Annotated in this window: 28 protein-coding genes; 11 read left to right on the top strand and 17 right to left on the bottom strand. The window is 65.4% G+C overall.

Going from position 1 to position 26,627, the window contains the following annotated elements; translation table 11 throughout:
* The first annotated feature begins 35 nt into the window (after positions 1–35).
* Both DEBA_RS00470 and DEBA_RS00465 read left to right on the top strand, forming a co-directional pair.
* Positions 36–290, top strand: coding sequence for a glutaredoxin family protein (locus tag DEBA_RS00470; protein ID WP_013256930.1), 255 nt, complete (start codon positions 36–38; stop codon positions 288–290).
* Complete coding sequence (locus DEBA_RS00465) at positions 287–619, top strand: ferredoxin-thioredoxin reductase catalytic domain-containing protein (protein ID WP_013256929.1); 333 nt, start codon at positions 287–289, stop codon at positions 617–619. The genes DEBA_RS00470 and DEBA_RS00465 overlap by 4 nt, the downstream gene beginning before the upstream one ends.
* A 92-nt stretch (positions 620–711) precedes the next feature.
* Here the strand turns inward: DEBA_RS00465 and yihA are convergent, their stop codons facing one another.
* From yihA to DEBA_RS00425, 8 genes are all read right to left on the bottom strand, one after another.
* Positions 712–1,305 carry a ribosome biogenesis GTP-binding protein YihA/YsxC gene (gene yihA, locus DEBA_RS00460; protein WP_013256928.1) on the bottom strand — a complete coding sequence of 198 codons (594 nt, stop codon included), beginning with the start codon at positions 1,303–1,305 and terminating at the stop codon, positions 712–714.
* Complete coding sequence (locus DEBA_RS00455; protein WP_013256927.1) at positions 1,306–2,493, bottom strand: pyridoxal phosphate-dependent aminotransferase; 1,188 nt, start codon at positions 2,491–2,493, stop codon at positions 1,306–1,308. It lies immediately after the preceding gene.
* A 13-nt stretch (positions 2,494–2,506) separates the two neighbouring features.
* On the bottom strand, positions 2,507–3,382 hold the full coding sequence (gene hisG / locus DEBA_RS00450; RefSeq protein WP_013256926.1) for an ATP phosphoribosyltransferase: 876 nt from the start codon (positions 3,380–3,382) through the stop codon (positions 2,507–2,509).
* Complete coding sequence (gene hisI / locus DEBA_RS00445; RefSeq protein WP_013256925.1) at positions 3,379–3,756, bottom strand: phosphoribosyl-AMP cyclohydrolase; 378 nt, start codon at positions 3,754–3,756, stop codon at positions 3,379–3,381. The genes hisG and hisI overlap by 4 nt, the downstream gene beginning before the upstream one ends.
* Positions 3,757–3,914: 158 nt before the next feature.
* On the bottom strand, positions 3,915–6,896 hold the full coding sequence (locus DEBA_RS16560) for a PAS domain S-box protein (protein WP_013256924.1): 2,982 nt from the start codon (positions 6,894–6,896) through the stop codon (positions 3,915–3,917).
* 402 nt (positions 6,897–7,298) lie between these two features.
* Entirely contained in the window at positions 7,299–8,507 is a 1,209-nt protein-coding gene (locus DEBA_RS00435) for an acetyl-CoA C-acetyltransferase (protein WP_013256923.1), read from the bottom strand.
* 83 nt (positions 8,508–8,590) lie between these two features.
* A complete protein-coding gene (locus tag DEBA_RS00430; RefSeq protein WP_013256922.1) occupies positions 8,591–9,247 on the bottom strand; it encodes a TetR/AcrR family transcriptional regulator in 657 nt (218 codons plus the stop codon).
* 49 nt (positions 9,248–9,296) lie between these two features.
* Complete coding sequence (locus tag DEBA_RS00425) at positions 9,297–11,426, bottom strand: 3-hydroxyacyl-CoA dehydrogenase NAD-binding domain-containing protein (RefSeq protein WP_013256921.1); 2,130 nt, start codon at positions 11,424–11,426, stop codon at positions 9,297–9,299.
* A 486-nt stretch (positions 11,427–11,912) separates the two neighbouring features.
* Between DEBA_RS00425 and DEBA_RS00420 the strand changes: the two genes are divergently transcribed.
* From DEBA_RS00420 to DEBA_RS18245, 4 genes are all read left to right on the top strand, one after another.
* Complete coding sequence (locus tag DEBA_RS00420; protein ID WP_148227736.1) at positions 11,913–12,383, top strand: hypothetical protein; 471 nt, start codon at positions 11,913–11,915, stop codon at positions 12,381–12,383.
* A 185-nt stretch (positions 12,384–12,568) separates the two neighbouring features.
* On the top strand, positions 12,569–14,446 hold the full coding sequence (locus DEBA_RS00415) for a GNAT family N-acetyltransferase (RefSeq protein ID WP_013256919.1): 1,878 nt from the start codon (positions 12,569–12,571) through the stop codon (positions 14,444–14,446).
* A 112-nt stretch (positions 14,447–14,558) separates the two neighbouring features.
* Positions 14,559–14,993, top strand: coding sequence for a thioredoxin TrxC (gene trxC / locus DEBA_RS00410; protein WP_013256918.1), 435 nt, complete (start codon positions 14,559–14,561; stop codon positions 14,991–14,993).
* A 549-nt stretch (positions 14,994–15,542) separates the two neighbouring features.
* A complete protein-coding gene (locus tag DEBA_RS18245) occupies positions 15,543–17,339 on the top strand; it encodes a methyl-accepting chemotaxis protein (RefSeq protein WP_013256917.1) in 1,797 nt (598 codons plus the stop codon).
* Positions 17,340–17,428: 89 nt separating this feature from the next.
* Here DEBA_RS18245 and DEBA_RS00400 read toward each other — a convergent pair whose 3' ends face one another.
* The 5 genes from DEBA_RS00400 to DEBA_RS00380 all read right to left on the bottom strand — a co-directional run bounded on the left by DEBA_RS00400 (position 17,429) and on the right by DEBA_RS00380 (position 21,543).
* Positions 17,429–19,111: a protein phosphatase CheZ gene (locus DEBA_RS00400; RefSeq protein WP_013256916.1), complete on the bottom strand. Its 1,683-nt coding sequence runs from the start codon at positions 19,109–19,111 to the stop codon at positions 17,429–17,431.
* 14 nt (positions 19,112–19,125) lie between these two features.
* Positions 19,126–19,692: an epoxyqueuosine reductase QueH gene (locus tag DEBA_RS00395; protein ID WP_013256915.1), complete on the bottom strand. Its 567-nt coding sequence runs from the start codon at positions 19,690–19,692 to the stop codon at positions 19,126–19,128.
* 5 nt (positions 19,693–19,697) lie between these two features.
* Entirely contained in the window at positions 19,698–20,327 is a 630-nt protein-coding gene (locus DEBA_RS16555) for a DUF3786 domain-containing protein (RefSeq protein WP_013256914.1), read from the bottom strand.
* 2 nt (positions 20,328–20,329) lie between these two features.
* Entirely contained in the window at positions 20,330–20,872 is a 543-nt protein-coding gene (locus DEBA_RS18825) for a KdsC family phosphatase (protein WP_013256913.1), read from the bottom strand.
* Between the two features lie 62 nt (positions 20,873–20,934).
* Positions 20,935–21,543: a flavodoxin family protein gene (locus tag DEBA_RS00380; protein WP_013256912.1), complete on the bottom strand. Its 609-nt coding sequence runs from the start codon at positions 21,541–21,543 to the stop codon at positions 20,935–20,937.
* A 154-nt stretch (positions 21,544–21,697) separates the two neighbouring features.
* On the opposite strand from DEBA_RS00380, the gene DEBA_RS00375 reads away from it, so the two are divergent.
* From DEBA_RS00375 to mazF, 5 genes are all read left to right on the top strand, one after another.
* Positions 21,698–22,174: a rhodanese-like domain-containing protein gene (locus DEBA_RS00375; protein WP_013256911.1), complete on the top strand. Its 477-nt coding sequence runs from the start codon at positions 21,698–21,700 to the stop codon at positions 22,172–22,174.
* Complete coding sequence (locus tag DEBA_RS00370) at positions 22,171–22,632, top strand: MauE/DoxX family redox-associated membrane protein (RefSeq protein WP_013256910.1); 462 nt, start codon at positions 22,171–22,173, stop codon at positions 22,630–22,632. Before DEBA_RS00375 ends, DEBA_RS00370 begins: the two co-directional genes overlap by 4 nt.
* Entirely contained in the window at positions 22,632–23,240 is a 609-nt protein-coding gene (locus DEBA_RS00365) for a hypothetical protein (RefSeq protein WP_013256909.1), read from the top strand. Before DEBA_RS00370 ends, DEBA_RS00365 begins: the two co-directional genes overlap by 1 nt.
* Before the next feature lie 82 nt (positions 23,241–23,322).
* The gene (locus DEBA_RS00360; RefSeq protein ID WP_013256908.1) at positions 23,323–23,565 is read left to right on the top strand and encodes an AbrB/MazE/SpoVT family DNA-binding domain-containing protein; all 243 of its coding nucleotides are present in this window, start codon (positions 23,323–23,325) and stop codon (positions 23,563–23,565) included.
* A complete protein-coding gene (gene mazF, locus DEBA_RS00355; protein WP_013256907.1) occupies positions 23,562–23,903 on the top strand; it encodes an endoribonuclease MazF in 342 nt (113 codons plus the stop codon). Before DEBA_RS00360 ends, mazF begins: the two co-directional genes overlap by 4 nt.
* A gap of 85 nt (positions 23,904–23,988) precedes the next feature.
* Here the strand turns inward: mazF and DEBA_RS00350 are convergent, their stop codons facing one another.
* The 4 genes from DEBA_RS00350 to DEBA_RS00335 form a co-directional block, all read right to left on the bottom strand.
* Entirely contained in the window at positions 23,989–24,600 is a 612-nt protein-coding gene (locus DEBA_RS00350; protein ID WP_013256906.1) for a rubredoxin-like domain-containing protein, read from the bottom strand.
* A gap of 2 nt (positions 24,601–24,602) precedes the next feature.
* Entirely contained in the window at positions 24,603–24,797 is a 195-nt protein-coding gene (locus DEBA_RS00345; RefSeq protein WP_043814783.1) for a ferredoxin, read from the bottom strand.
* Positions 24,798–24,923: 126 nt separating this feature from the next.
* Complete coding sequence (locus DEBA_RS00340) at positions 24,924–25,670, bottom strand: tetratricopeptide repeat protein (protein ID WP_013256904.1); 747 nt, start codon at positions 25,668–25,670, stop codon at positions 24,924–24,926.
* Positions 25,671–25,787: 117 nt separating this feature from the next.
* Positions 25,788–26,612, bottom strand: coding sequence for an MBL fold metallo-hydrolase (locus DEBA_RS00335; protein WP_013256903.1), 825 nt, complete (start codon positions 26,610–26,612; stop codon positions 25,788–25,790).
* Positions 26,613–26,627 lie beyond the last annotated feature (15 nt).

Genomic DNA, 26,627 nt, shown 5'->3' with positions numbered 1-26,627 from the left:
CGGGCGATGATCCCCGGAGAAAGGCGAAAAGTCACATGGCCAACGTCGCGATCAAGATGTACACCCTCAGCACCTGCAGCCACTGCAAGAGCGCCAAGAAGCTCTTGAATGACAACGATATCAAATACGACATGTTCGAGGTCGACACCTGCTCGCCCGACGAGCGCAACAAGCTCATCGACGAGGTGCGCATGTACAACCCCGGCTGCTCGTTCCCCACTATTGTCATCGGCGACAAGGTCATCGTGGGCTATCGTGAGCAGGAGATCAAGGAGGCGCTGGGCCTATGACGCCGCGCGAACTTTACGACGCGCTGAAGAAAGTCCAGGAGCCCAAGGGCTATTTTTTCAACAAGGACCGCGAGTTTGTCCTGGACATGATGCAGGCGCTGTTGACCAACAAGGAGCGCTACGGCTACATGAACTGCCCCTGCCGCCTGGCCTCGGGCGACCGGAGCAAGGACGCCGACATCATCTGCCCCTGCGCCTACCGCGCCGCCGACGTGGCCCAATACGGCGCGTGCTACTGCGCGCTCTACGTCAGCGCCGCGTGGAACGAAGGCAAGCTGCCCAACGAGTACGTGCCCGAGCGCCGTCCGCCCGAGAAGATGGCCTTCTGAACGACCAAAACCGGGGCCCCGCCATGGGGCTCCGGTTTTTTGCGCGGCCGGGCGCAAGCGGCTCGGCCCTCGCCAGATTTTCGCGGCCGGGGTCAGTCGGCCAGGCGGGCCAGCAGGCGCTCCCACAGCTCTTGGCGGCCCTGGCCGGTCACGGCCGAACAGACCACCGGCGCGGCGTCGTAGGGGGCCAGTTGGGGCCGCAGCTTGGCCAGGCGCTGGGCCGCCTGGTTGCGCGAGAGCTTGTCGGCCTTGGTCACGGCCACCACGGCGGGCAGGCCCAGCGAAAGCAGCCAGCCCAGGAGCATCAGGTCGTCGGGGCTGGGTTCGCGGCGGATATCGACGATGACCACCACCGCCTTCAGGGTCGGCCGGCTCTCCAGATACGATTCGATCATCTTTTTCCAGCCGGCCTTGATCGCCAGGGGCACCTTGGCGAAACCATAGCCGGGCAGATCGACAAAGCGCAGGGCGTCGTTGTTTAGCGCGAAAAAGTTGATCTGCTGGGTGCGGCCCGGCCGCTGGGAGACCTTGACCAGGTTTTTGCGGCGCAGCAGGCAGTTGATCAGCGAGCTTTTGCCCACGTTGGAGCGGCCGGCAAAGGCGAACTCGGGCGGGCCTGGCTCGGGATAGCCGCCGGGGCCCACGGCCGATTGCATGAAGGCGCTCTCGTGCAGGACAAAATCCATCTAGCCCCCCGCGCGGTTGGGATAAAAGCGCGCCAGATACTCGGCCAGGCGCGCCATGGCCCGCAGGATGTTTTCCTGGCTGTTGGCGTAGCTGAAGCGCAGGAAACCATGGCCGCCGGGGCCGAAGTCGCGGCCCGGCGTCACGGCCACGCCGGCGTTTTCCAGGATATGAAAAGCCAGGCGATAGTCGTCGGGGTCCAGGTGGTCGCAGCGCGTGAGCACGTAGAACGCGCCGCAGGGCTCGTGGGGGATCTTGAAGCCCAGGCCGCGCAAGCCGTCGATCATCACCCGCCGCCGCTGGGCGTAGACGCCCACCATGCGCGCCAAATCGTCCTCGGCCTGGGTCAGGGCGGCCACGCCGGCCCATTGGGCCATGCTGGGCGCGCAGATGGCGAAGTTTTGGTGCATCTTTTGCAGCGGCCGCACGTAGGCCTGGGGCATGATCAGATAGCCCAGCCGCCAGCCGGTCATGGCGTGCAGCTTGGAAAAGCCGCCCAGCACGAAGGCGTCTTGGGTAAATTCCAGGATGGAGTGCTCGCGGCCCTCGTAGACCAGGCCGTGGTAGATCTCGTCGCTGACCACGTAGGGCCCGCCGGGCCGGCCGGGGGCCAGGGCGGCGATGGCCGCCATGCGCCCGGCGTCGAGCAACTGGCCGGTGGGGTTGGCCGGAGAATTGATGACGATGGCCCTGGTCTTGGCGTTCATGGCCGCGGCGATGGCCTCGGGCCGATATTGAAAGGCGTCGTCCTCGGCCACGGGCACGCGGGCCACTTGGCCGCCCACGAAATTGATGAAGTTGGGGTAGCAGGCGTAGCACGGGTCGCTGAGGATGACCTCGTGGCCCTGGCCCGGCTCGATGAGCGCGGCGAACATCAAGAGCATGGCCGGGCTGGTGCCGCTGCTGACCAGGACGCGCCCGGGGTCGACCGTGACGCCGTAGCGCCGGCCATAATGGGCGGCGATGGCCTGGCGCAGCTCCAGCAGGCCCAGCGAATGGGTGTAGTGGGTCTGGCCGCCGGTCATGGCCTTTTGGGCGGCGGCCTTGATGGCCTCCGGCGTGTCGAAATCGGGCTCGCCCACCTCCAGGTGGATGATGTCGCGGCCCTGGGCTTGCAGCTCCTGGGCCCGCTCCAGCACGTCCATGACGATGAACGGCGGCAGATCGCCGGCGCGGCGGCTCACTCCCATGGGACGGCTCCGGCTAGATGACCTTGTTGAGCGAGTATTCGATGATGCCCTCGGCCCCCCGGGCGATGAGCAACGGCACCAGGTCGCGCACCTTGCTTTCCTCGACGATGGTCTCCACGGCGAACCAGTCGCTGTTGTAGAGCGGGGCCACGGTGGGCGCGTTGAGGCTGGGCAGGGTGTCGACGATGTCCTGGAACTTGATCTTGGGCACGTTCATTTTCAGGCCCACCAGCTTTTCGGCGACCAGGGCCGCCTTGAGGAGCAGGGCTATCTGGCTGATCTTGGCCCGCTTTTCGTCATCGCGCCAGGCGGCGTGGTTGGCGATGAGCTGGGTGGTCGACTGCATCAGCTCCTTGATGATCTTCAGGCCGTGGGCGCGGATGGTCGAGCCGGTCTCGGTGACTTCAACGATGGCGTCGGCCAGGCCGTTGACCACCTTGGCCTCGGTGGCCCCCCACGAAAACTGCACCGCAACGGGGATGTCGCGCTCGGCGAAATAGCGCTTGGTGAAGTTGACCATCTCGGTGGCCACCCGTTTGCCGGCCAGGTCGGCCTCGGTCTCGATGCCCGATTCCTTGTCGACGGCCAGCACCCAGCGGGCCGGCCGCGAGGAGACCTTGGAGTAGATCAGCTCTTCGACGTAGTGCACGTCGGAAGAATTTTCCAGGATCCAGTCGCGGCCGGTGATTCCGGCGTCCAGGGTGCCGTTTTCGACGTAGAGGCTCATCTCCTGGGCCCGGCAGAGACTGCATTCGATGTCGACGTCGTCGATCTCGGGAAAGTAGCTGCGGCCGTTGACGTTGATGCGCCAGCCGGCCTTGGCGAAAAGGCGCACGGTGGCCTCTTGCAGGCTGCCCTTGGGGATTCCCAGTTTCAGGGGCTGTTTCATTTGCCGTAGACCTCCTTGGGATCGAAAACCCGCTCGCCTTCGCTGACCAGGGCGTCGCCCTCCACCCGGCGGTAGAAACAACTGCGCATGCCCGTGTGGCAGGCCGCGCCGCCGATCTGCTCGACCTGATAGACCACCGCGTCCAGGTCGCAATCGACGTAGATGGCCTTGATCTTCTGGACGTGGCCGCTGGTGCCGCCCTTGTGCCACAGTTCCTGGCGGCTGCGCGACCAATAGTGGGCCTCGCCGGTCTCCAGGGTTTTTTGCCAGGCCTGTTGGTTGATGAAGGCCAGCATCAGCACCTGGCCGCTGGCCGCGTCCTGGGCGATGGCCGGGATCAGGCCGCCCGTCTTGGTGAAATCGAGCTCGATCATTTTCAGCACCGTGCGATGGTTTTTGCTTATTGGCGAAACATGTTTTTTAGCCCCCGCGGCGCGGGTTGTCAAGGCGCGGCGGCCAAATCGATTGTGGCGGAGCATGTCGACAAGGCGGCGACAACCAGCGGGCGATTGGCCGACAAGCGGCCAAGGGCTCAGCCCTGGATGGCCAGGTGGGCCTTTTCCAGCAGGTCGCCCAGGCGGTAGGGCTTCATGATGAAACCCAAGGCCCCGGCCGCCAGGCTGTCCTTGACCGGTCCGTCGCCGGAGTAGCCGCTGGAGATGAGCACCTTGACCTCGGGGTCCAGACGCTTGAGTTCCTGTAGGGCCCGCTGGCCGCCCATGCCGGGCATGCCCAGGTCCATGATCACCAGGCTGATGGCTTGGCCGCGGGTGCGGTAGATCTCCAGGGCGTCCTCGCCACAACGGGCGGTGATCACCTTGTAGCCGGCCCCTTGCAGCAGCTCGGTGCTCACATCGAGGATGGCCGCCTCGTCGTCGACGACCAGGATCGTTTCGCCGTTGCTCTGGGCCTGCCTGACCGTCACCACCTCCGGCGCCTCCCGCTCCGTCAGCGAATCGTCCGCCACCGGCAGGCAGATCTCGAAAACCGTGCCCTGGCCGGGCTGGCTGTAGCACGAGATGCGGCCGCCGTGGCCTTCAATTATGCCATAGACGATGGACAAACCCAAGCCGGTGCCCTGGCCCACGCCCTTGGTGGTGAAAAAGGGGTCGAAGATCTTTTTTTGCGTCTCGGCGTCCATGCCCATGCCGCTGTCGGAGACGCGCAGCATGACATACTCGTCGGCGGTGAGTTGACAGGCCGCGCCGGGAGAAAGATCCTCGGCGCGGACGTTTTGCGTTTCGATCATCAGCTCGCCGCCTTCGGGCATGGCGTCGCGGGCGTTGGTGCCCAGGTTCATCAGCACCTGCTCCATCTGGCCGGGGTCGGCCTTGACGGCCTTGAGGTCCGGGTCCAGGCGGGTGGTGATGCGCACCATCTTGGGGATGGTGCGCTCCAGCATGGCCACGGCGTGGTCGATCTGGCGGTTGAGGTCGACCTTCTGCAGGGCCGGCTCGACCTTGCGGCTGAAGGTCAGCAGGCGCTTGACCAGGTCGGTGGCCCGACGGGCGGCCAGGTCGATGTCCTCGGCGTAGCGGCGGACTTTCTGATCCAGGCCCGGGTGGCCGCCGATGAGCTGGGTGTAACCGCTGATGGCCTGGAGGATGTTGTTGAAATCGTGGGCCACGCCGCCGGCCAGGGTGCCGATGGCCTCCATGCGCTGAGCCCGTTGCAACTGGGCCTGCAGGCGGGCCTGCTCGCGTTCGGCCTGGCGCAGGGCGCTGACGTCCTGGGCCACCGAGAGCAGGCAGGGACGGCCGGCGTAGACAAAGCGCCGCACCGAGACCAGGCACTCCAGCAAGCGGCCGTCCTTGGCCCGATAGGTCACGGGTTGGCCGTTGATCTCGCCGTCGCGCTCCAACTGGTCGCGCAGGGTCAGATGATCCTCGGGCCGGTTGTAGAGGCCCAGATCCAGGGCGGTCTTGCCCAGGGCATCCTGGCGGGAATGGCCCGAAAGCAGGCAGAAGCCGTCGTTGATCTCCAGATTGGCCCCGCTGCGCAGATCGCTGATGGCGATGGAGTAGGGCACCGTCTCCAGGATCGTGCGATAGCGCGATTCGCTCTGGCGCAGGGCCTCCTCGGCCTGCTTGCGCTCGGTGATGTCGCGGACGATGCCCACGGCGTACCACTGGCCGTGCAGTTGCAAAGACGAAACCGAAAGCTCGGCCGGAAACTCCTGGCCGTTCTTGCGCCGGGCCACCAGCTCCAGCATGCGGCCGACGGCTTTGCCCGTGCCGCTGTCGCCGAATTCGGCGAAGGCCTTGACGTAATCGGCGTGATAGCGCGGCGGGGCCAGCAGCGGGTGCAGCTCGCGGCCCAAGGTCTCGTCGGCGGCGTAGCCGAAGATGGCCGTGGCGGCCTGGTTCCAGAAAGTGATGCGGCCCTGGGGGTCGATCATCACCACGCCGTCGAGGGCGTTGGCGCTGATGCTGCGGAATTTTTCCTCGCTCTCGCGCAGGGCCTCGGCCGAGCGCTTCATGCTGGTGATGTCGGTGAGGTTGACGACCATGCCCAGGGGCGCGCCGCCATCGCCGCGATAAACGGCCAGGCTGACCATGACGTTGCGCGCCCGGCCGTCCCTGGTCAGGCGGCGCGATTCGAACGACAACAGGCCGTCGGGGTGGTCGTAGACGGCGTTGATCGCCGCCAGGGTGGCCTCTTTTTCGTCGTCGGGCACGAAATCGATCTTGCCGCCCAGCACCTCGTCGGCCCGCCAACCGAAGACGCGGCTGAAAGCCGGGTTGACGTAATCGACCAACCCAACGTAATTGTAGACGATTACCGGGTCTGGCGAGGCTTCCAGCACGGCGCGGTACTTGTCCAGTGTCTGGCGCAACACCTCCTGGGCCGCCGCGCGTTCGCCCTCGGCGCGCATCTCGCGATAGGTCAGATAGCCCGAAAGCAGCGTGACCAAAAGCAGCACCGCCGCGCCCACCAGGCTCATATCGCGGTTCATGGCCCGCATCTCGGCTTCCACGTCGTCTTTGTAGAGGCCGGTGCCGACCACCCAGCCCCAGGGCTGGAACAGCTTGATGTATGACGTTTTTTCCTTGAGCTGGCCGGGTTCGTCCTTCCATTGCCAATAGTAGGAGACAAAACCCTCGCCATGTTGGCGGGCCACGTCGACAAAGGCGTGCAGCAGATCCTTACCCTTGATGTCCTTGAACTGGGGCAGGCGCTGGCCTTCCAGGTCCATGCGGTAAGGGTGCATGATCATGACTTCGTTCAGGCCGTTGACCCAAAAGTAGTCCTTGCCCTCGGGGCCGTAGCGCAGCGCGCGGATGCGGCCCAGGGCCCGGCGCTGGGCCTCGTCCTTGTCCAAGAGGCCACCGCGCACCTGGGCGTCGTAGGTTGCCAGGATGTTCCAGACGGTGTTGGTCAGCTCGCGAATCATTTCGCGCTTCTTGGCGATGATCTGCGACTCCACTTCCGGCAGCAAAAAGCCGAAAACCGTGACCCCGAAGAGGATCACGCTGAGCAGAGCGGGCAGAACAGCTCCAAGGTAACGCTTCATGCTTTTCCGCTTTTAGTGTTTATACTTAAAATCTACCACGTTGAATGGGCCTCACGTAACATTTTTACGGTTAGAGGCCGCTGCACGGTGAAACATAACAAATATTGTAAAAACAAATAGTAACCTGTGAAACATAAGTTTTACCGTGCGGCGGCCGAAGCGCGCCATGGACGGCGCGCCAAATCGCGAGCCTGATTAGGCGAGCGATTTGTGAGGCTTGGAAAAACCGCGCTTTTGCCAAGCCGATGCTGCACGGGGCAGGACGCCTCCGTGCAGCGCTCTCGGTTATGGCGCGGGCAAAAAAAAGGGCCGGCCTCACGGCCGGCCCGCCCGCCACGACGACGGGAGGATGTAAAGCGGGGCGGGGGCCCACAAAAATCCCGCCCCGCTTTTTCCCTTATGCTAGTAGTCCTCGCGCTCGATGATCATGGCCACGCCCTGACCACCGCCCACGCAGGCGTTGGCGCAGCCCCAGCGGCCGCCCTTGGCCTCGAGAATGCGGGCCAGGGTGCCCACCAGGCGGTTGCCGGTGGCGCCCAGGGGATGGCCGATGGCCAAGCCGCCGCCCATGACGTTGACGCGCTCCGGGTCCAGGCCCAGGTGCTTGATGCAGTTGAGCACCACGATGGCGAAGGCCTCGTTGATCTCCCAGAAGTCGATGTCCTGGGGCTTGAGGCCCAGGTAGTCCAGGGCCTTCTGGCTGGCCGGCACCGGGCCGGCGCCCATGATGGTGGGGTCGACGCCGGCAAAGCCGATGGAGCGGATGGTGGCCAGGGGCTTGAGACCAAGCTTCTGGGCCTTTTCCTTGCTCATGAGCATCATCGAGGTGGCCGCGGCGTTGAGGGGCGAGGACACGCCGGCGGTGATCACGCCGTCTTTCTTGAAGGCCGGGCGCAGGCCGCGCAGCTCTTCCAGGCTGGTCTCGCCGCGCACGGCCTGGTCGATCTTGACGGTCATGACGCTGCCGTCGGCCTGGGGCGCCTCGATGGGCAGGATCTCGCCGTCGAAGAAACCCTCGGCCTGGGCCTTGGCGGCCAGCTGATGGCTGCGCACGGCCCAGTTGTTCATGTCATCGACGCTGATGTCCTCGTTCATGCCAAAGAGCTTCTCGGCGGTCATGCCCATGTTGAACGAGTTGGCCATGTCCCAGTGTTTGTACTTGGGATCCATGTAGAGGCCCATGTTGGGGGCGATGATGCCCCGCTCGATGGTCGGGCCGCCCATGGGGATGCGCGTCATGTGCTCCATGCCGCCGACCATGACCGTGTCGGCGAAGCCCTGGGCGATCTCCATGAAGCCGATCTGCACGCCGGCCATGGCCGAACCGCACTGCTGGTCGACGAACTTGGCGCTGATGGTCTCGGGCAGGTTGGCCAGGAAGATCGGCGTACGGCCGCCGTAGGACCAGTTTTCGGCCACGCCCTGGGCCGAACCGACCAGGAAGTCGTCGATCTCCTTGGCGTCGATGCCCACTTTCTTGACCAACTCGGGCAGCAGCGTGCCCAGCAACTCGTCGGCCCGCAGCTTGTGGAACCAGTCGCGGGCGGGGTCGTTTGGCCGCGAGCGGGACTGGGCGGTGCGAAGGTAACCGACGATGACTACTTCTCTCATTTTGCAACCTCCTGCAAAAATGCGCTTCGGCAAAAGCGGCCCGGCCTTGGCGCCCCGCCCGCTGGCGGGGGCCGGCGGGGCCTTTATTTGTTCTTGTCGCCGGCGGGCGGCTCCAGGCTCACCCGGATGTTCCAACCGGCCAGGTCGTTTTCGGCCTTGATGCCGCCGATGACCATGTCGGTCAACGGATCGACGTTTTCCAGGATGTCCCGGCCCGACTCGTGCAGCAGCTCACGCACCACGATGTGCTCGATGGCCCCCATGATCGTGTGCCGCACCAAATGGCCGTCCACGTCGGGGCGGAACTCACCCGATTGCACGCCGTCGCGCACCACGTCGAGGATCACCCCCGAGGCCTTGCGATAGATATCGTAGGCCTCGGTCTGCAGAAAGCCCCGGTTGGGCTTGAGGATCATCAAAGCCACCGAGGCGTAGTCGGGGTGGTTTTTGTAAAACCACAGGTAGTGGTAGATGATCGAGCGAATCTTGTTGGCCGCGCCGCGAATGTAGCCCAGATGGAACTCCATGATCTCGGCGCCGCGCCTGGTCGTCTCCAAGGGTATCGAAAAGAGCAGCTCCTCCTTGGTGGAGAAATACTCGTAGATCGTCGCGTCGGAAAGACCGGCCTCCTTGGCCACCTCGGAGACGGTGGCCTGGTGGAAGCCCTTGGCCGCGAAGACTTTTTCCGCCGCTTGCAGGATCTGCTCCTTGCGGGCCTCCGTGCGTTTTTGCTGAGCCATCGTCGTTTCCTTTCGCCCCTTGACGGCGCCCTTGCCTCCGCTCGCGCCCTTATTCCTTGTAGAAGGTTTCACCCTTTTCGGCCATGTCCTTGATCAGTTTGGCCGGAGCGAAGCGTTTGCCGTAGCGACCTTCCAGCTTGACCAGCGTCTCGTAAACGTTTTTGAGGCCCCAGGTGTCGGCGTAGCGCAAGATGCCGCCGCGGTAGGGCGGGAAGCCCGTGCCGTAGATCATGGCCAGGTCCATGTCGGCCGGGCGGTCGCAGATGCCTTGCTCGATCATCAGCGCGGCCTCGTTGATGGCCAGGCCCAGCATGGCGTCGATGATCTCCTGCTCGGGCATGTCCTTGGGCGCGACGTTGTTGGCCTTGAGGTAGTCGGCCACCACCTGCTGCAGGCGCGGGTTGGGCACGGGCTTGCCGGAGGTGTAGTCCATGTAGCCCCGGCCGGTCTTGCGGCCGTAGTCGCCCAGGTTGTAGATGGCCTCGGTCAGGGGGTGGACGGTGTAACGATCACCCAACTCGCGGGCGAAGGTCTGATTGACGTGGTAGTTGATGTCGATGCCGGTCAGGTCGGCCAGGGTGGCCGGGCCCATGGGCATGCCAAAGTTCATCATGGCCTTTTCGATGGCCTCGCCGCTGACGCCGTCGGCCACCAGGAACACCGAGCCGCCCATCAGGCCGCCCAGCTGGCGCGAAACATAGAAGCCCGGGCCGTCGTTGACCACGATGGGCACCTTTTTGATGCGTCGGCCAAAGTCCACGCTGGTGGCCAGGGTCTGGTCGGAGGTCTGCTGGGCGCAGATGATCTCCAGGAGCTGCATGCGCTCGGCCGGGTTGAAGAAGTGCAGGCCGATCATCCGGCCGGGATCCTTGAGCACGCTGGCCATCTCGGTGATGGGCAGGGCCGAGGTGTTGGTGCCGAAGATGACGTCGGGCCGGCAGGTCTTTTCCAGGGTCAGCCAGATCTCCTGCTTGACCTTCATGTTCTCCAGCACGGCCTCGATGACCAGGTCCACGTCGCCCAGGTCTTCGAGCTTGGTGGTGGTGGTCAGTTTCTCGGCCAGCAGCTTGTCCAGGTCGGCCGGCTTCATCTTCTTCTTTTTGATCATGAAGGCGAAGGTCTTCTTGACCGACTCGACGCCCTTGGCCAGGGCCGCGTCATTGATGTCCCACAGCACGCACTCGAAGCCGTTGGCCAACAGCAGATGCACGATGCCGCAGCCCATCACGCCGCCGCCCAACTGGGCCACCTTCATGGGTTTGGCCGGCTTCAAGTCCTTGATGCGCGGCAGGCGGCCGGCCGAGCGGGTGTTTAGGAACATGCCGATGAGATTTTTGGCCACCGCCGAGGTGACCAGGTCGGCGAAGCCGTTGGCCTCGACCTTGAGGTCGGCCTCGAAGTCGGCGCTCAGGCCCTTGTCCAGGCAGTCGAGGATCTTGCCCGGGGCGATGTAGCCCTTGGACTGGGCCCCGACCATGGCCCGGATGTAGTTCATGAAGTGGAGCTTTTCGTTGAAGCTGGGCAGGCGATAGAAGGTGTTGCGGGCGGTGCGCACTTTTTGGTTATACATGCGCGCCTTGAACATCTTGGCCGCGCCGAAGGCCTTTTTCAGCAGCTTGTCGGGGGCGCAGACCTCGTCGACCAGGCCACGCACGAAGGCGACCTCGGCCTTGATGGGCTTGCCCGTGGTCATCATCTGGGCCGCGTTGGGCAGGCCGATGATGCGCGGCAGGCGCTGGGTGCCGCCGCCGCCGGGCAGCAGGCCCAGGCTGACCTCGGGCAGGCCCAGGCTGACGCCCTTGACCGCCACGCGGTAGTGGCAGCACATGGCCAGCTCCAGGCCGCCGCCCAGGCAGTTGCCGTTGATGGCGGCGATCACCGGCTTGGGCGAAAGCTCGATGGCGTTGTAGAACTTGTGACCCTCCATGACCAGGCCAAAGGCCTCGTCACGGTTTTTCATCTTCTGCAACTGGGTGATGTCGGCGCCGGCGACGAAGTTCTTGCCCTCGCCGGTCAGGACGATGGCGTAGACCTGATCGTCCTTCCAGGCCTCCTCGAAGGCCGCCACCAGATCCTTGATGAAATAGTCGGACAACTGGTTGACCGGCGGGTTGTTCATGGTGAAAACCGCCACGCCGTCTTCGATCGCGACTTGCACGGTTTTGAAATCAGTCTTCATGGCCGTGACCTCCGCCAATTAAAAGCTGACTTTGATTTGGGGGGAACCGACGCCGGCCACGGCCGCGAAAAGCCGGCCCGGCAAGAGTCGATCCGTGTGTTTTGCTTGCGGCGCGCCCGAGGCGGGCCGTCAACAAATATACGACCGTCAGCGGGGTTGTTGTCAAATATTTTTAAAGCCCCACTCTGTTTTTTTTGCGATTTTTCGTTTTGTTTTTTGTTTATGGCGCTGATTATGGTCGAAGCTGCCGCTGAACAGCGTTCACGATAGTAGACGCTTTGGTTTTGGCCGCCTATTGACGCCGGGCCTATGGCTTGGCCGATCAGCCACAATTGCGGTTGGGCCGCGGGCCACATCTGTGATATTAATTTTGCGCTGACGCGAAAAATCAAATCGGCGGCTGGGTTTTGACGGCCCTTCACGCCGCGGGGCTGGGCGATGATCCTTTCTGCTTGTTTTAGCAAAACGACGGCCGCGGCGTTTGTTTTGGCCCTGTTGGCGGTGTTGGCCGCGGGGCCCGGCCGGGCCGTGGCCGCCCAGGTCGTCTATGACGGCGTGCTCTCCTGCGGCGACATGAGCACGGTGGTGCGTTTTGTCTACGACGACCAGGCCAAGACGGTTTCGGAGTTCGAACTGGTCGACGCCTGCTCGGTCAGGGCCGGCGCGATCCTCTTCGGCGGCGAGCGCGCCGAGGCGCGCGCGGCGGCCAGCGGCGTCTGGCGCCTGGCGGCGACCATGGCCGTGGGCCCCGACGGCTTCTTCGCCTACAGCGACGAAAAGGGCAACCACCTCAACGGCCGCATCGGCGGCAAGCCGTGGTCGGTCCCCTGCGTGGGCGGCGTGGCCACATACCTGGCCCACGGCGCGGTGGGCCGGCCCAAGGCCAAGCTGGTCGACTGCGGCCGAGGCCAATACTACATGCCCTGCGCCCGCTGGGCGGCCAACCCCAGGCCGTAAGCGCCACACCCGCCGCGCTTCTCGGCGCCTGCTCGGCCGTTCGCCTGTTTGACAATGCCGAAAATTCGCCCCACCCTCTGGCGATGGCGCTTGTGCGCGTGGTCGCTTGCCTGTAGATAATTAAATATATGCCCCGCGCCCTTTTTTCTGGAATGCTTGCGGCCTGGCCGCCGGAGGTTGAAACTATGTTGTTGCGCAGGCAAAAAGACGACTGGCGGTCCAAGACCACGCCTCCGGCCGAGGCCCTCAAGCGCCTGGAGCCGGGCATGAGCGTTTTCCTCAGCACCGGCGTGGCCGAGCCGCGCACCTTTGTCAACACGCTGTTGCAAAGCGACGCCTCCAACGTCCAAGACCTGGAGCTGGTGCAACTGGTCAGCTTCGGCGACGCGGTCACGCCCAACCGGCTCAGCGCCCACAAGTTCCGCCTGCGCACGTTTTTCTCGGGTTGGGTGGCCTCCGAGCCCATCGCCAACGGCCAGGTGGACCTGATACCTAGCCGTTTCGCCAAGATACCCCAACTGCTGCGCGCCGGGCGCATCCGCATCGACGCGGCGGTGGTGCAGATCACCCCGCCCAACGAGGCCGGCTATTGCTCGATGGGCATGGCCGTGGACGTGGCCCGCATGGCCATGGAGCGGGCCAGCGTGGTCATCGGCGAGATCAACGACCGCGTGCCCATGACCTACGGCGACACCTTCGTGCCGCTGAGCGACTTCGACATCCTCATCGAAAGCAACCAGGAGCCGATCTACTTCAACCGCTGGCCCACTGACGCCGTCTTCGACCAGGTGGCCGAAAACGTCTCGTCGGTCATCGAGGACGGCTCGTGCATCGGCTTCACCATGGGTCCGCTCTACGAATCCTTGGCCAAGCACCTGGCGCGCAAAAAGAATCTGGGCGTGCATTCGCCCTTTTTCACCGACCCGCTGATGGACCTGGTCAAGAGCGGGGCGGTGACCAACCGCTTCAAGCAAGCCTTCAAGGGCCGTTGCCTGACCTCCTACGCCTTGGGCACCAAGGAGCTGATGGCCTGGCTGGACCGCAACCCGCTGGTGGATTTCCAGGGCGTGGACAAGGTCTTCGACCCGGTGGAGATCGGCAAAAACCGCAACTTCGTGGCCGTCTTCGCCGGGCGCAAGGTCGATCTCAGCGGGCGCATCGCCCTGCACGTGGGCAAGGGCAACGTGGCCGCCGAGATGGGCGAGGCCAACGACTTCATCAACGGCGCCGAGCTTTCGCCCGGCGGGCGGACGATCTTCGCCATGCCCAGCCGCAACCTCAAGGGCGAGCCCAACGTGCTGCTGAGCGTCGACGGCCTGCCCAATCTGTTCAACATGCGCGAATCGGTGGACATGGTCGTCACCGAGTACGGCTGCGCCAACCTGTTGGGCCGCAGCGTCCGCGAACGGGCCCAGGCCATGATCGACATCGCCCACCCCGATGATCGCCCGTCTTTGGTCGAGCGGGCCAAGGCCGCCAACATCATCTACAAGGACCAGATATTCCTGGCCGAATCGGCCCACCTCTATCCGGTGGAGTTCAACGAGACCCACACCTTCAAGGACAACCTGGTGGTGCGTTTTCGGGCCATCCGGCCCTCCGACGAGGAAGAGATGCGCCGACTGTTCTACCGGTTCTCCGACCAGGCGGTCTACTACCGTTATTTCAGCCCCATCAAGTCCATGCCCCACGCCAAGATGCAAGAGTACGTCAACGTCGATTACCGCAAGACTGTCTCCATCGTGGCCCTGGTGGGGCCGGCTGGCCAGGGCCACATCATCGGCGAGGCCCGCTACGTGCGCCACCCCGACAAGCCCTACGCCGACGTGGCCTTTGTCGTCGACGAGCAATACCAGGGCCGCGGCCTGGCCTCCTACATGTTCAAGCTGCTGCTCTCGGCGGCCCGCAAGCGTGGCCTCAAGGGCTTCACGGCCGACGTGCTGGCCAACAACACCGGCATGATGAAGGTTTTCGAGCGCAGCGGCCTGGCGGTCAAGGCGCGGCTGGAGGGTGGCGTCTACGAACTGACCATGCCTTTTGAGGAGCGCGGCGTCACCGCCTGAACGCCGGCCAAACGATCCGGCCCCCTGGCCAAGCGCGCCGGGCGGACATATCTTCAAAAAGAAGACGATGTTCGCCCGGCGCGTTTGTTTTTTATAACCGGAGGCCAGACCCATGGAAAGCAACGTGCAACTGCTCTGCCCCCACTGTGGGGCCAAGAACCGCGCGCCGGCCGCGCGCCTGGCCGAAAACCCGGCCTGCGGCCGCTGCAAGGGCCGCCTGCTGGAGGCCAAGCCCGTCGAACTGGACGGGCCGGGCCTGGAGCGCATGCTGGCTGGTGACGATCTGCCGCTTTTGGTCGATTTCTGGGCCCCATGGTGCGGGCCGTGCCGGTCGATGGCCCCGGCCTTCGCCGAGGCGGCGGGGCTTTTGTGGCCGGCGGCGCGCCTGGCCAAGCTGGACACCCAGGCCAATCAGGCCATGGCCGCCCGTTTTGGCGTCAGCTCCATCCCCACGATGATCCTGTTCAAGGGCGGGCGCGAGGCGGCGCGCGTCAGCGGGGCCATGCCCGCCGCCCAGATCGCCGCCTGGGCGCGGGGCCGGCTCTAGGCCCGCCCCGGCCCTGGCCGCGCGAGGTGTTCCCTCCCGGCCCAAAAGCGGCCAGGACGTGGCCGTGGCAGAGGGCCGTTTTTTTTCCCCGCGCGACAATGATGGCTAAAGAAAAAGACAAGGCCCGCCGATAAGACGAAGAAGATATCGCCGGTCACATATGTTCAATGGCCCGAACTTTTGCCGCGCCTTAACGCCACGCGCCCGCTTTTAGCCTGGGCGCTGAAGTTGTTGCGTCCCGAAAAAACGGCGATGCCGAACAAACTATCCATTGTCATCGTGCGTTGCCGCTTTTTTCCGGGCGCGACAACTAAATCACATTGGCTTTTTACATTGTATATGGCCAGTTTTCGCGGCTGCGCTATAATTGAGTCACCCCCTGTGAAAAGTCGACGCGAAGAATTGCCTTGCGCGCTTGACGCGCGGAAGCCTGCCCGCGACAAGTCAATTCAAAACAAAGGCATTGCCGTGTCTTATAGATGAGATGCGCGACAAAGGCATGCCAAGCGGGCCACGACGCCCGCTAAAAACATCGCATGGAGAATCTTCATGACTCTGAAAACCAAGCTCATTTTGGGTGGCGTCATTTTGGTGTCATTGCCGCTGTTGATCGTGGGCGTCTATTCCTATGTCGCCTCATCCAAGGCCCTGACCGCCAACGCCGAGGAAAACGCCCTGTCCACGGCCCAACGCCTGGCCGACATGGCCAACACCTATATGGAGATGGAGTCGCGGTTGATCCGCGAGGTGGCCGTGGGCAACACCACCATCGCCGTGGCCGAAAAGAACCACGTCGGCGCGGCCGACGCCGACGTTAAGGAGTTGGACCGCAAGCTGGCAAGCTTCATCAAGACCGTTGGCCAGGATTACGCCACCATCTTCGTGACCAACGTCAAGGGCGACATCATCGCCGACGGCGTGGGCGGCGGCTACAAGGGCCTCAACGTGGGCGACCGGGCCTACCTGAAGGAGGCCCTGACCGGCAAGGTCGCGGCCGGCGAGATCGTCCTCGACAAAAAGACCAACAAGCCCGTGATGCTCATCGCCGTGCCGGTCATGGGACAATCCGGCAAGGTGGTCGGCGTGACGGCCGCGGCCATCGGCATGGAGTTTTGGAACAAAAACCTCACCAACGTGCGCATGGGCCAGACCGGCTATCCCTTCATGGTCAACAAGGACGGCTTGGTTATCGCCCACCGCGTGGCCGATCTGGTCATGGACGCCGTGCTCAGCGACATCAAAGGCATGGAGCGCCTCAATGAGCGCGTTCTGGCCCGGCAGAGCGGCGTGGAGTCCTATGTTTACAAGGGCGTGCCCAAGATCGCCGGCTTCGCCCAGGTGCCGCTGACCAACTGGTGCGTCATCGTCACCCAGGACGAGGCCGAGTTCATGGCCGCCGTGCGCGAAAACGGCCTGGGCATGGCCGTCATCGGCCTGGTCTGCCTGGGCCTGGGCGTGGCGGCGGTGTGGGTCTTTGGCGTGTCGGTGACCAGGCCCATCCAGCGGGTCATCGTCGGGCTGACCGCCGCGGCTGATCAAGTCGGCGCGGCCTCCAGCCAGGTCAGCTCCAGCAGCCAGCAACTGGCCGAGGGCGCTTCCGAACAGGCCGCCTCGCTGGAGGAGACCACGGCCAGCCTCGAGGAGCTTTCGTCCATGACCGCCCAGAACGCCGACAACGCCAGCCAGGCCAACATCCTGGCCCGCGACGCCCGCGCCTCGGTGGACCGGGCCTCCGCGACCATGGGCAAGCTGACCACCTCCATGGATGACATCCGCCGCAGCAGCGAGGAGACCTCCAAGATCATCAAGACCATCGACGAGATCGCCTTCCAGACAAACCTCCTGGCCTTGAACGCCGCCGTGGAGGCGGCTCGGGCCGGCGAGGCCGGGGCGGGCTTCGCCGTGGTGGCCGACGAGGTGCGCAACCTGGCCATGCGCGCCGCCGAGGCGGCCAAAAACACCACCGCGCTCATCGAGGGCTCGGTGAGCAAGATCAAGGGCGGCGCGGAGTTGGTGAGCATGGTCAACGAGGCCTTTGGCGAAGTGGCCACCGGTTCGGCCAAGGTTGTCGAACTGGTGGGTGAGATCGCCGCGGCCAGCAGCGAACAGACCCAGGGCCTGAGCCAGATCAGCAGCGCCGCCGGCACCATGGACGTGGTGACCCAGCGCGTGGCGGCCATGGCCGAGGAGTCGGCCAGCGCCTCGGTCGAGATGCACTCGCAGGCCGAGGCCATGCAGGGCTTCGTGCAAGAGCTGGTGGGCATCGTCGGCGGTGGCCACGTCGAGAGCGCCGCCGCCCCGTCGCCGGCCCCGCCGGCCGATCGGCGCCTGCTGCCCCGCCGCTAGCCGCGTCGGCCCGGAAAAATCATCGAGCCCCTGGCCGTTGCGTCAAACGGTCGGGGGCTCGTTGCTTTTCGGGGCGGAGGTTGGCGCGGCTAGAAACCCATGCTGGCCAGCATGTCGTTGATGGCGTCCTGGTCGAGCTTGGAGCCATCGCCGGGGTCTTGATCGTCGCCTTTCTCGGCGACCGGGGTCTTGATCGTCGAAAGCACGCGGTCGACCTCCTCCTGGGCCAGCTTTTCGCTCTGGTCGACGGTGATGCGTTCGTTGGCCTCCCTGGCCTTGAGTTTGGAGCCGAAGCTGACGACCATGGCCAAAAGCTGCACCTGGAAGTCGGAAAGCAGCCGCACGATGCGATAGATGATCTGGCCTGAAAGATCCTGGAAGCTCAGCGATTCGATGATCGAGTTGACCGAGACGCTGATGTGTTCCTCGGCGGCGTGGAGCTGGCGCAGCAGGTCGGGGTCGACGATGTTGCACGAATCTGGTTGTTCGTCGAGGGCCTGCTCCAGCAACTGCTCCAGGTCGTCGGGCAGCGGTGGCGGGTTGAGGCCCGCGGCGGCGGTTTGCAGGGCCTGGGCCAGATTTTCCAGGCCGGCCAGCACCTGGGGCGTGGGGCCGGCGGCGGGGGCCGGCGGGGTCTCGGGCGCGGCCGCCGGGGCCGGGGCCTGGCCGGGCATGGCCTCCAGGGGCAGGGTCTGCTCCAAAAAGATCTGGTCGCTGGTCTGGGCCATTTTTTTCAGCACGCCCTGAAAGCGCTCGTTGGCCGTGGCCTGGAACAGCACGCGCAGGACTGCCTTCAGGTCGAGGTTGAGGAAGTTGTCGCCGTCGGGCTGGGCCGGGGCGAGCTTGTTCATCTCGGCCTCGATCTGCTCCTGGGAGAACTCCGCCGCGGCGTCCCACATGCCCTTGATGTGTTTTTTGACCGCCTCGTTGGTGCACAGCTCGTAGACGGTCTGGAAGACCAAGTCCAGGGGAAACTGGTAATACGGCCCGTTGGGCGCGGGCGGAGGGGCGGCGGGCTGCTGGGCCGGCGGGGCGGCCTGGGCCTGCTCGATCAGTTCGTTGGCCTGGCGCGCCAGTTGGTCCAGGGGATTTTCGGCCAGCGAACCCACGAAGGCGCTGAGGCCTTGCAGGGCCTCGGCCAGGCGCTGGCGGGCCTGGCGCTGTTGGTCGTCGTCGCCGGGCGTCACGCAATCGGCGGCCACCGGGGCCAGGCGCTCCATGATGCTTTTGGTCTGGCCCACGGCCTGCTGGATGTCCTCGCCCAGGTCCATGATGCGCATGGTGGCCTGTTCGGTCATCTTGACCACGTCTTGCAGTTCGTCCTTGGCCATTTCCAACTGGCGGCCGGTGGAGGTCAGGTCGACGTTGTCGATGTTGACGTGGCGCACGTCGCGGATGGACATGCTCAGGCGGCGGGCCAGCGCGCCGATCTCGCGGTACATGTCGTGGCTGAGGTCGCGGTAGTAGGCCGCGCCGGGGCCTTGCTCCAGCCGAGGGTCGAAGGTGGGCTGGACCTTGCTGCCGTCGATGGGCTGGGCGGGCTCGGCTGGGCCGTCCAAGTCGAAGACGCCCCAGTCATCGTCGGCCGGGGCCGGGGCCTCGGCCAGGGCCTTGGTCGGCGGGGCGGCGGAGGCGGCGGGCAGGGCCGTCTGTTCCTGGAGCGGCTGCGGGGACGCGGCCACCACCACGCGGTAGATGGCTTCGGCCGTGCGGATGGTCAGCTGTCCGCCGCTGAGCTCCAGGATGATCTCCGGGGGGGTGTTCGCGGCCATGGCCTCACCTTTCGTCAAGAAATGCGCTTGCCGCCGGGCCGGCCGGCCTTGGGCGGGCCCAGAAACCTGTCGCGTTCGGAATAGATGCACCCGCAGTAGGGCTGGCGGTAGAGCTTTTGGGCCAGGCTTTGGGCCACGCCCTCGCGCCAGAGCGGCCGCCAGTCGCAATAGAAAAACTCCACCCCCCGCTCGGCGGCCACCTGCCGCCCGACCTGGGCGATGAGTTCGTGCTTTTGGCGCACCGAGTACAAAAGCGTCGTGCCAAAGGCCTCGAAACCGCCCTTTTTGGCCACCTGGGCCGCCCGGGTCAATCTCTGATGATAGCACAAGCGGCAGCGTTCGTGCTCGCGCCAAGCCACCGCCCGCAGCCAGGACTCCGGGTCGTATTCATCCTGGACGATCAGACGCAGCTCTTGCGCGGCGGCCCACTGCTCCAGGGTGGCCTGGCGCCTGGCGCTCTCGACATAGGGCTGCACGTTGGGGTTGAAGGCCAGGCCCATCGGCTCCACGCCGCGGGCGCGCAGATCGGCCACGGGCATGATCGCGCACGGCGCGCAGCAGATGTGCAACAACAACCGCATCGCGCCTAGCCCAAGGCCTCGGCGGCCCGCTCCAGCTCCAGGGCCAGGATCATGCCCAGGCTGGCCAGACACTCCAAGTCTAGGAAATTGGGCGCGGCGGCGTCGTAAAAAACCTTGGCTTCGGCGGGGAACTCGTCGTCGGCGTCATAAAATGTCAGCATCATCGGAATCTTGGGCAGCGCCTCGAACACGTGGCCCACGTCGCAGCTAATTTCTTGGCCGGCCAACCCCCGCCCGCCGAGGGCCAGGCAGGCCGCCTCCAGCGTCGCCGTTCGGCCGGAAAAACTCTGGGCGATGCGGGCGTCGACGATCTGGCCGAGGCTGCGGGCGAAGTCGGCCCCGCCGGGCAACTCGCGGTAGGGCGCGAAACGGCCGGCCGGCTGGCCGTTGCCGCCGTGGGTCAGGTAATAGGCCAGGGCGATGCGATGGATCATCCCGCCAGGCTGGCCGTCGGCCTGGCGCACGCCAGCGGCGCCGACGATGAAGCGCCGGCCGAAAACCGGGGCAATGACATCTTCGCCCTGGCGCTCCAGGCCCAGGGCGGCGGCGTTGCCGGCCAAGTCGGCGGCGGCCAGGCGGGGGATCAGCTCCTGATAGACCTTTTCGTAGTTGGTCGGTTTGTCGGAGGTGAACATGCCTACTCCAGATGCAGGGAGTGCTCGCGCAGCAGCAGGTCGCAGAGCTCGCGCACGGCCCCGGCCCCGCCGGCGGCCTGGGTGACGACCTGGGCCGCCGCGCGCAGCCAGGGCGAGGCCTGGGCCGGACAGACGGCCACCCCGGCCTGGAACATGACCTCCAGGTCGTCCATGTCCGCGCCAAAATAGAGCGTCTGAAAGGGCTTGGCCCCGCGCTCCAGGCCGATGAACTGGATCAGATCGCCCTTGTCGCCGTCGTGGGCCAGAAAATCGACGCCGGCCGCCCGGCAAAAGGCCTCGGCCGCCGGCAGGCCCCGCCGCGCCAGGCCCACGACCTTGTAGCCGGCGGCGACGATGTTGGCCAGGCCGATCATGTCGGCCCGGCAAAAGCGCAGGCTCTGGCCGCCATCGGGCGCGAAGCTCACCGCGCCGTCGGTGGCCGTGCCTTCCAACTCCAGCAGCACCAGGCGGATATCGTCCAGGCGGGCGCGCAGGTCGCGTTCGTCGAGCGGCGCTTTGGGCCGCGGCGGCTGGTCGAGGGTCATGGGCCTGCTCCGTGGCGGGCTGTTGGCTAACCCGCCGATAGATCATAGTAAACAGATTTTGATCATCCAGGCAAGCCCGCCGCGCGCTCCGAGAGCATTTGGGCCATCTCCAGGCCGGCGGCGTGGGCCTCGGCCATGATCTCGGGCCGGGCGGCGGCCTCGCCCTCGTGGTCCAGGCCGCGATAGAGCAGGCTCCGCCACAGGGGCATATCCAGCGTATCCATGAAGTATTTAACCGATAACAGCGCGCCGTCAAAGAGCTTTTTGCCCGTGGTCGCCCCCACCGAGACAAACAGCCCGGCCTTGGTCGGGTCTAGTTGACCAAAGGGCCGCCGCTCCAGCCAATATTTTTTGACCCACAGCGATTGACAGCGGTCCATCATCGCTTTGACGTGGCCGCTGACGGCGTAGAACATCATCGGCGAGGCCAGCATCAGGCCCTGGCAGGCCGCGAGCTTGTCGACCAAGGACTGAAAGTCGTCGTTGATCACGCAGCGGCCATTGTTTTTGCAGCCATAAATCTCCAGGCACGGCGAGATTTTCAAGTCGCGCAGCACCACTTCCTCGACCATGGCCCCGCCCTCGCGCGCGCCGGCCACGGCCCGGGCCAAGACGGCCGCCGTGTTGCCCCGTCGGCGCGGGCTGCCATAAATCGCCAGAATATCGCTCATTTATTCTCCGTTGCCAGCGGCGCAAAAAAGTATTGCCTCACGCCGACGACCCGCGCCGGCATCTGGCGATCATTCTAGCACGACCAATGTCGCTTGCGGAGCGGCCCTGGCCGCGCTACCCTTGGCGGCGACTCACATCGCGGGAGGCGCGGCCTTGGCTTTTGACCTCAAAAAACTCGTTTGCCGGGCGCTTGCGGTGCTGGCGCTGGCGGCAGCGGCCGGCCTGGCCTTCAACCTGCTCATGCCCCAGGGCGTGGGCTGGCTGCCGCCCGAACTGTCCGAGCCCCTGTGGCGGGCCGTCAGCCTGGAGCAGGCCGCGGCCATGCACAAACGCGGCGCGTTGTTCGTCGACGCCCGCGACCCCGGCGATTTCAAGTTGGCCCAGGTGCGCGGGGCGGTCAATCTATACCGCGAGGAGTGGGACCAAATGCGCGGCCTGTTGGCTGGCGTGCTGGCCAAGGCCCCGGCCGTGGTGGTCTATGGCCGCAGCCAGAGCCGCCGGCCCGACGCCTGGGTGGCCCAGGCCCTGCGCCAGGACGGCATGAATGATGTCTATGTCATGGAGGCCGACTTCGAACAGTGGCGCGAGGCCGGCCTGCCCGTGCGCCAGCGGCGGAGGGCGGCTCAATGAAAGCGGTTTTCCCCGAGCTGATCAGCCTGGGCTGCCGGCTGTTTCTGGCCTGGCTGTTTCTCTACGCCAGCTACGACAAGGTGTGGCATCCGGCCGATTTCGCCCTTTCGGTGGGCCGCTACGAGGTGCTGCCGGTGGTTTTGGTCAACGCGGGCAGCGTGCTGTTGGCCTGGCTGGAGTTCTTCGTGGGGCTGATGCTGCTGCTGGGCCTGTGGACGCGGGTGGCGGCGCTGTGGTCGGTGGGGCTTCTGGCCATGTTCACGGGGCTGATGATCTATGCCTGGGCCATTGGCGCGGGCTATGACTGCGGCTGTTTCCCCGGCCAGAGCGACGGCCACCAGGCCGGGCTCTCGGCGGCGGCCCGCGATGTGGGCTTCATGCTGCCGGCGCTGTGGCTTTTGTGGCGGCCGGGCCGCTGGCTGGCCGTCAGCGTCGCAGACGACCACGAGCGCCCGTGATGAACGGTCTGGAGCCCATCCAGGCGCGACCGCGCTCGGGCGACGAGCCCCTGCACGACCGAGGCCGGAGTTTGGGCGTCACGCTGGCCGATTTTTGGCGCTGGAGCGCCTCAGACTTGGTCAGCAACGCCATGCGCGGCGTTTTGGCCGAATGGCTGGTGGCCCTGGCCGTGGGTTGCGCCGCCGGCGCGCGCCAGGAATGGACGGCCTATGACCTGCAAAGCCCCGAGGGCGCGCGCATCGAGGTCAAATCGGCTGCCTACGTGCAGAGCTGGGCCCAGAAAAAGCTCTCGGACATAATCTTTCGCGTGCCCAAGACCCGCCCCTGGGATCCGCTCACCAACCAGACGGCGGCCGAGCCCCGCCGCCTGGCCGATGTCCATGTCTTTTGCCTGCTGACCTGCCAGGACAAATCCGCCGTCGATCCGCTGGATCTGGCCCAGTGGCGCTTTTTCGTGCTGCCCACCAAAACGCTGGACCAGCGCCAGCGCAGCCAGCACTCCATCACCTTGCCTTCGCTGCGCAAACTGGCCGGCGAACCGGTGGCCCACGGTGAACTGGCCGCGCGCATCAGCCACGCCTTTGCCCAGCAACGCCAGGCCGACTGACCCGCCTTTCCCTGGCGGCCGGGCCTTGTGTTTGCCGGCCCGTCAAGATATACTTTGTATATCCAATAACGGAGGAGAGGCCATGCCCAACAAGGTCGCCAAATGGGGCCATAGCCTGGCCGTGCGCCTGCCGTTGCAGATTGTCCGCCAGGCGGGCCTGAAGGCCGGTGACAACGTGACGATCTCCGCCGGTCAGGACGGCTCGGTCATCATCATCCCCACGCGCCCCCAGCACGACTTGGACGACCTGCTCGGCGCGATCACCCCCGATAACCTGCATGGCGAGGCGGATTGGGGCCCGGCCCAGGGCGGTGAGGTTTGGTGAGCCAGCCCTACGCGCCCGCCGCCGGCGATCTGGTCTGGCTGGAGTTCGATCCCCAGGCCGGCGGCGAGCAGGCCGGCCGGCGGCCGGCGCTGATCCTCTCGCCATTGGCTTACAACCAAAAAACCGGATTGGCCATCGCTTGCCCCGTGACCAGCCACGTCAAGGGCTATCCCTTCGAGGTGGCCTTGCCCGAGGACGGCAAGGTTCGGGGCGTTGTCTTGTCCGATCACGTCAAAATCCTGGACTGGCGGGCCAGGAAGGCCGTCAAGGCCGGCGCGGCCCCGTCAAGCGTGGTGGACGAGGTCCGCGCCAGGTTGGCCGCGTTGCTGGCCTTCTAGCCTGGGGCGACTCGCCCCCGCCTCACTGTTGTCGCGTCGGCAGTCGGAGGCGGAATATGGATAGCGGCGCGTTGGCCTTGGTCCGTCAGCCCGTCTTTTTGAACTGGGCGCGGGGGGCGCGGCAGACGGGGCACTCGTCGGGCGGCTGGTTTTCGAAGACATAGCCGCAGACCTGGCAGACGTGATATTCCACCTGGCGGTCGTTGACCATGGCGTTGAGGGCCTCTTTGTAGAGCTGGGCGTGGCGCTGCTCCACGTCGCGGGCCCGCACCATGGCGTAGGCCACGTCGTCGCGTTTTTGGGCGAAGGCCTCTTGGATGATCGGCGGGTAATAGCTTTGTTCGGCCGACGATTCGCTCTCGAAGGCCTGCTTGAGGTTTTCCTCGGTCGTGCCGGCCACGCCCTGCAAAAACAGCAGATACTCGGCGGCGTGGACGCGTTCGGCCTCGGCCACGGCCCGGAAGAGCGCGGCGATCTGGGGATAGCCCTCGTCGACGGCCACCTTGGCGTAGGACAGGTTGCGCATGTGGGCCTTGGACTCGCCGGCAAAGGCCTCGCGCAGCATCTTTTCCAGGGCCTCGGGCAGTTCTTCCAACAAGATGAAGCGGTTGATGTCCGCGCCGCACTTGGGGCAGTTTTCGGGCGGATACTTGCCCTGGTGCAGGTGGCCGCAGACGGTGCATTTCCATTGCCGCATGGTTATTCCTCCAGCCAGGCGAGGCACTTTGCCGGGCAGATGTTGATGGCCTCCTGGACGGCGTCCTCGGGGTAGTGGTCCAACTCGCGGACTTCAATGTAGCCCATGACCGGATTTAGTTCAAACACTTGCGGGCAGACGGCCAGGCAGCCCTCGCAGAGGGTGCAGCGGCCGATATCGACCACGGGTTTGCGCAAGGTCTCCTCCAAAAGTGAGAGCGCCGCACGGGGGAATTCATGTTTCACCGTGCAGCGGCCTCAAAGTGCGCGGCCGACCCCCGCGAGAGAGCCGGCCGTGCGATAAAAGCCAACCTTGGCGGCTGGTTACATGTCGTCGAGCACCTTCTGGGCCTCGGCCTTCCAGTCGGCCATTTCGGGCTCCATGCCCGCCGGGGCCTGGGCGGCGATGACTTCCTGGAGCATGGCCTTGGCCTTGTCGTCCTGGCCATCCTCGGCCAGGGCCTCGGCCAGGTAGACCTGGTTGAGGTAGTAGTTGGGGCCGATCTTGACCGCCTCTTGCAGGTACTCGATGGCCTTGTCGTTATCGCCGCCGAACAGGCCGGGCAGCTTGAAGTAGAGCCGGCCCAGCACGCGCTGGGGGCCGCCCTGCTCGAACTTGGGATCCTTGGAGATGACGAAGTTCATCTCTTCCTTGATGGGATCGACCAGGCTCAGGCTCTTGGTGATGCCCTTGGCCGAGCCGTACTTGCCGTAGGCCACGCCCAGCCAGTAGTGGCCCATGGGGTCATCGGGGTTGATTTCGGTGGCTTTTTTGGCCGCGTTGACCGACTTCTCGAAGGTGGCCTCCTGGGCGTCCTTGGGGCCCTTTTCACCGACGCGGTAGTAGGCGCGGGCCAACTTCCAGGCGGCTTCATAGCATTTGGCGTCGGCGGCCAGGGCCTGCTCGTAGAGGTTGGCGGCTTCCTGGGCCTTGGCCACGTCCATGCGCTGGGCCCAGGCCTCGTCGCCCTGTTTGACCAGGGCCGCGGCGTCTTGGGCCGGCGAGGCGGTGGCCAGGCAGATGATGGCCAGCATGGCGGCGGCGAATAGCGTCAGAGTCTTTTTCAGCACGGCGGCGTCCTCCCCCTCGCAAGGGCGAAAATAATGGTCGATGGCGACGGCCCCGGCGGGCCGCCACGCGTTGTTGGTTAAATAATCTACTTTGCCGGCCGCGCCAAAAGCAAGGCGCTAGGCCGGCCCCGCTCCTTTTTCGGCCGCGCGGCGGCGGGTGAAGGCGGCTACGAAGTAGCGGTAGGACATGTGGCCGTCGGTCAGTTGGCGCAGGCTGCTTTCGCGGCCGAACAGCGCCTCGACGATCTGGCCGTCGTCCAGGCCCTGGTCGGCCAGGCGCTCGATCTCCCCGGCCAGGCGCTCGACGTGGTCTATGCATTGACCCAGGGCCTCGGTGGCGTTTTCGACCACCTGGCCCAGGCCCAGGAACATCGTCTTGGGCCGCCGATCGCGCAGCAGGCGCAACGACTCCAGGCCCTGGGCAAAGTCTTCGTCGATGCGCGCGGTCTTGGGCGTGGTCGAGAAGAAGGCGTCGCCAACAAAGGCCAGGCCGCTTTCGTGGTGCAGAAAAACCACGTGATCCGGGCAGTGGCCGGGCGTGGCCAGCACTTCCAGCGGGCCGTGGTTGGTGGTCAGCTCCGGGCCCAGGGCCTGGGCCGCGTGCAGCTCGGGCCAGCCCCAGACCATTTCCTGATAGGGCCGCAGAGCAAAGCCCTGGGCCAACGGTTTCAACGCGGCCGCCGGGGCCAGCACCTCCAGGCCCAGCCGCCGCCGCAGCAGGGCGTTGGCCCCGATGTGATCCTCGTGGTGGTGGGTCACGGCGACCCTGGCCAGGCCGGCGCCCTCCACGGCGGCCAGCAACTCGGCGGCGCACAGCGGCGCGCCCGCGTCGATCAAGGCGTCGCCGAATTGATAACAAGCGCACCAATAATAGACCTGGCCGACGTGGAGGACGCCCATCAGGTATTGGGTCACCGGGCCGAAACGGCGGACTTTGAGCATGAACAACCCTCCCGG

This window comes from Desulfarculus baarsii DSM 2075 (genome assembly GCF_000143965.1).
GTDB lineage: Bacteria > Desulfobacterota > Desulfarculia > Desulfarculales > Desulfarculaceae > Desulfarculus > Desulfarculus baarsii.
Note: the sequence above shows the minus strand (reverse complement) of the source record. Positions and strands in the feature narration are given on the sequence as shown.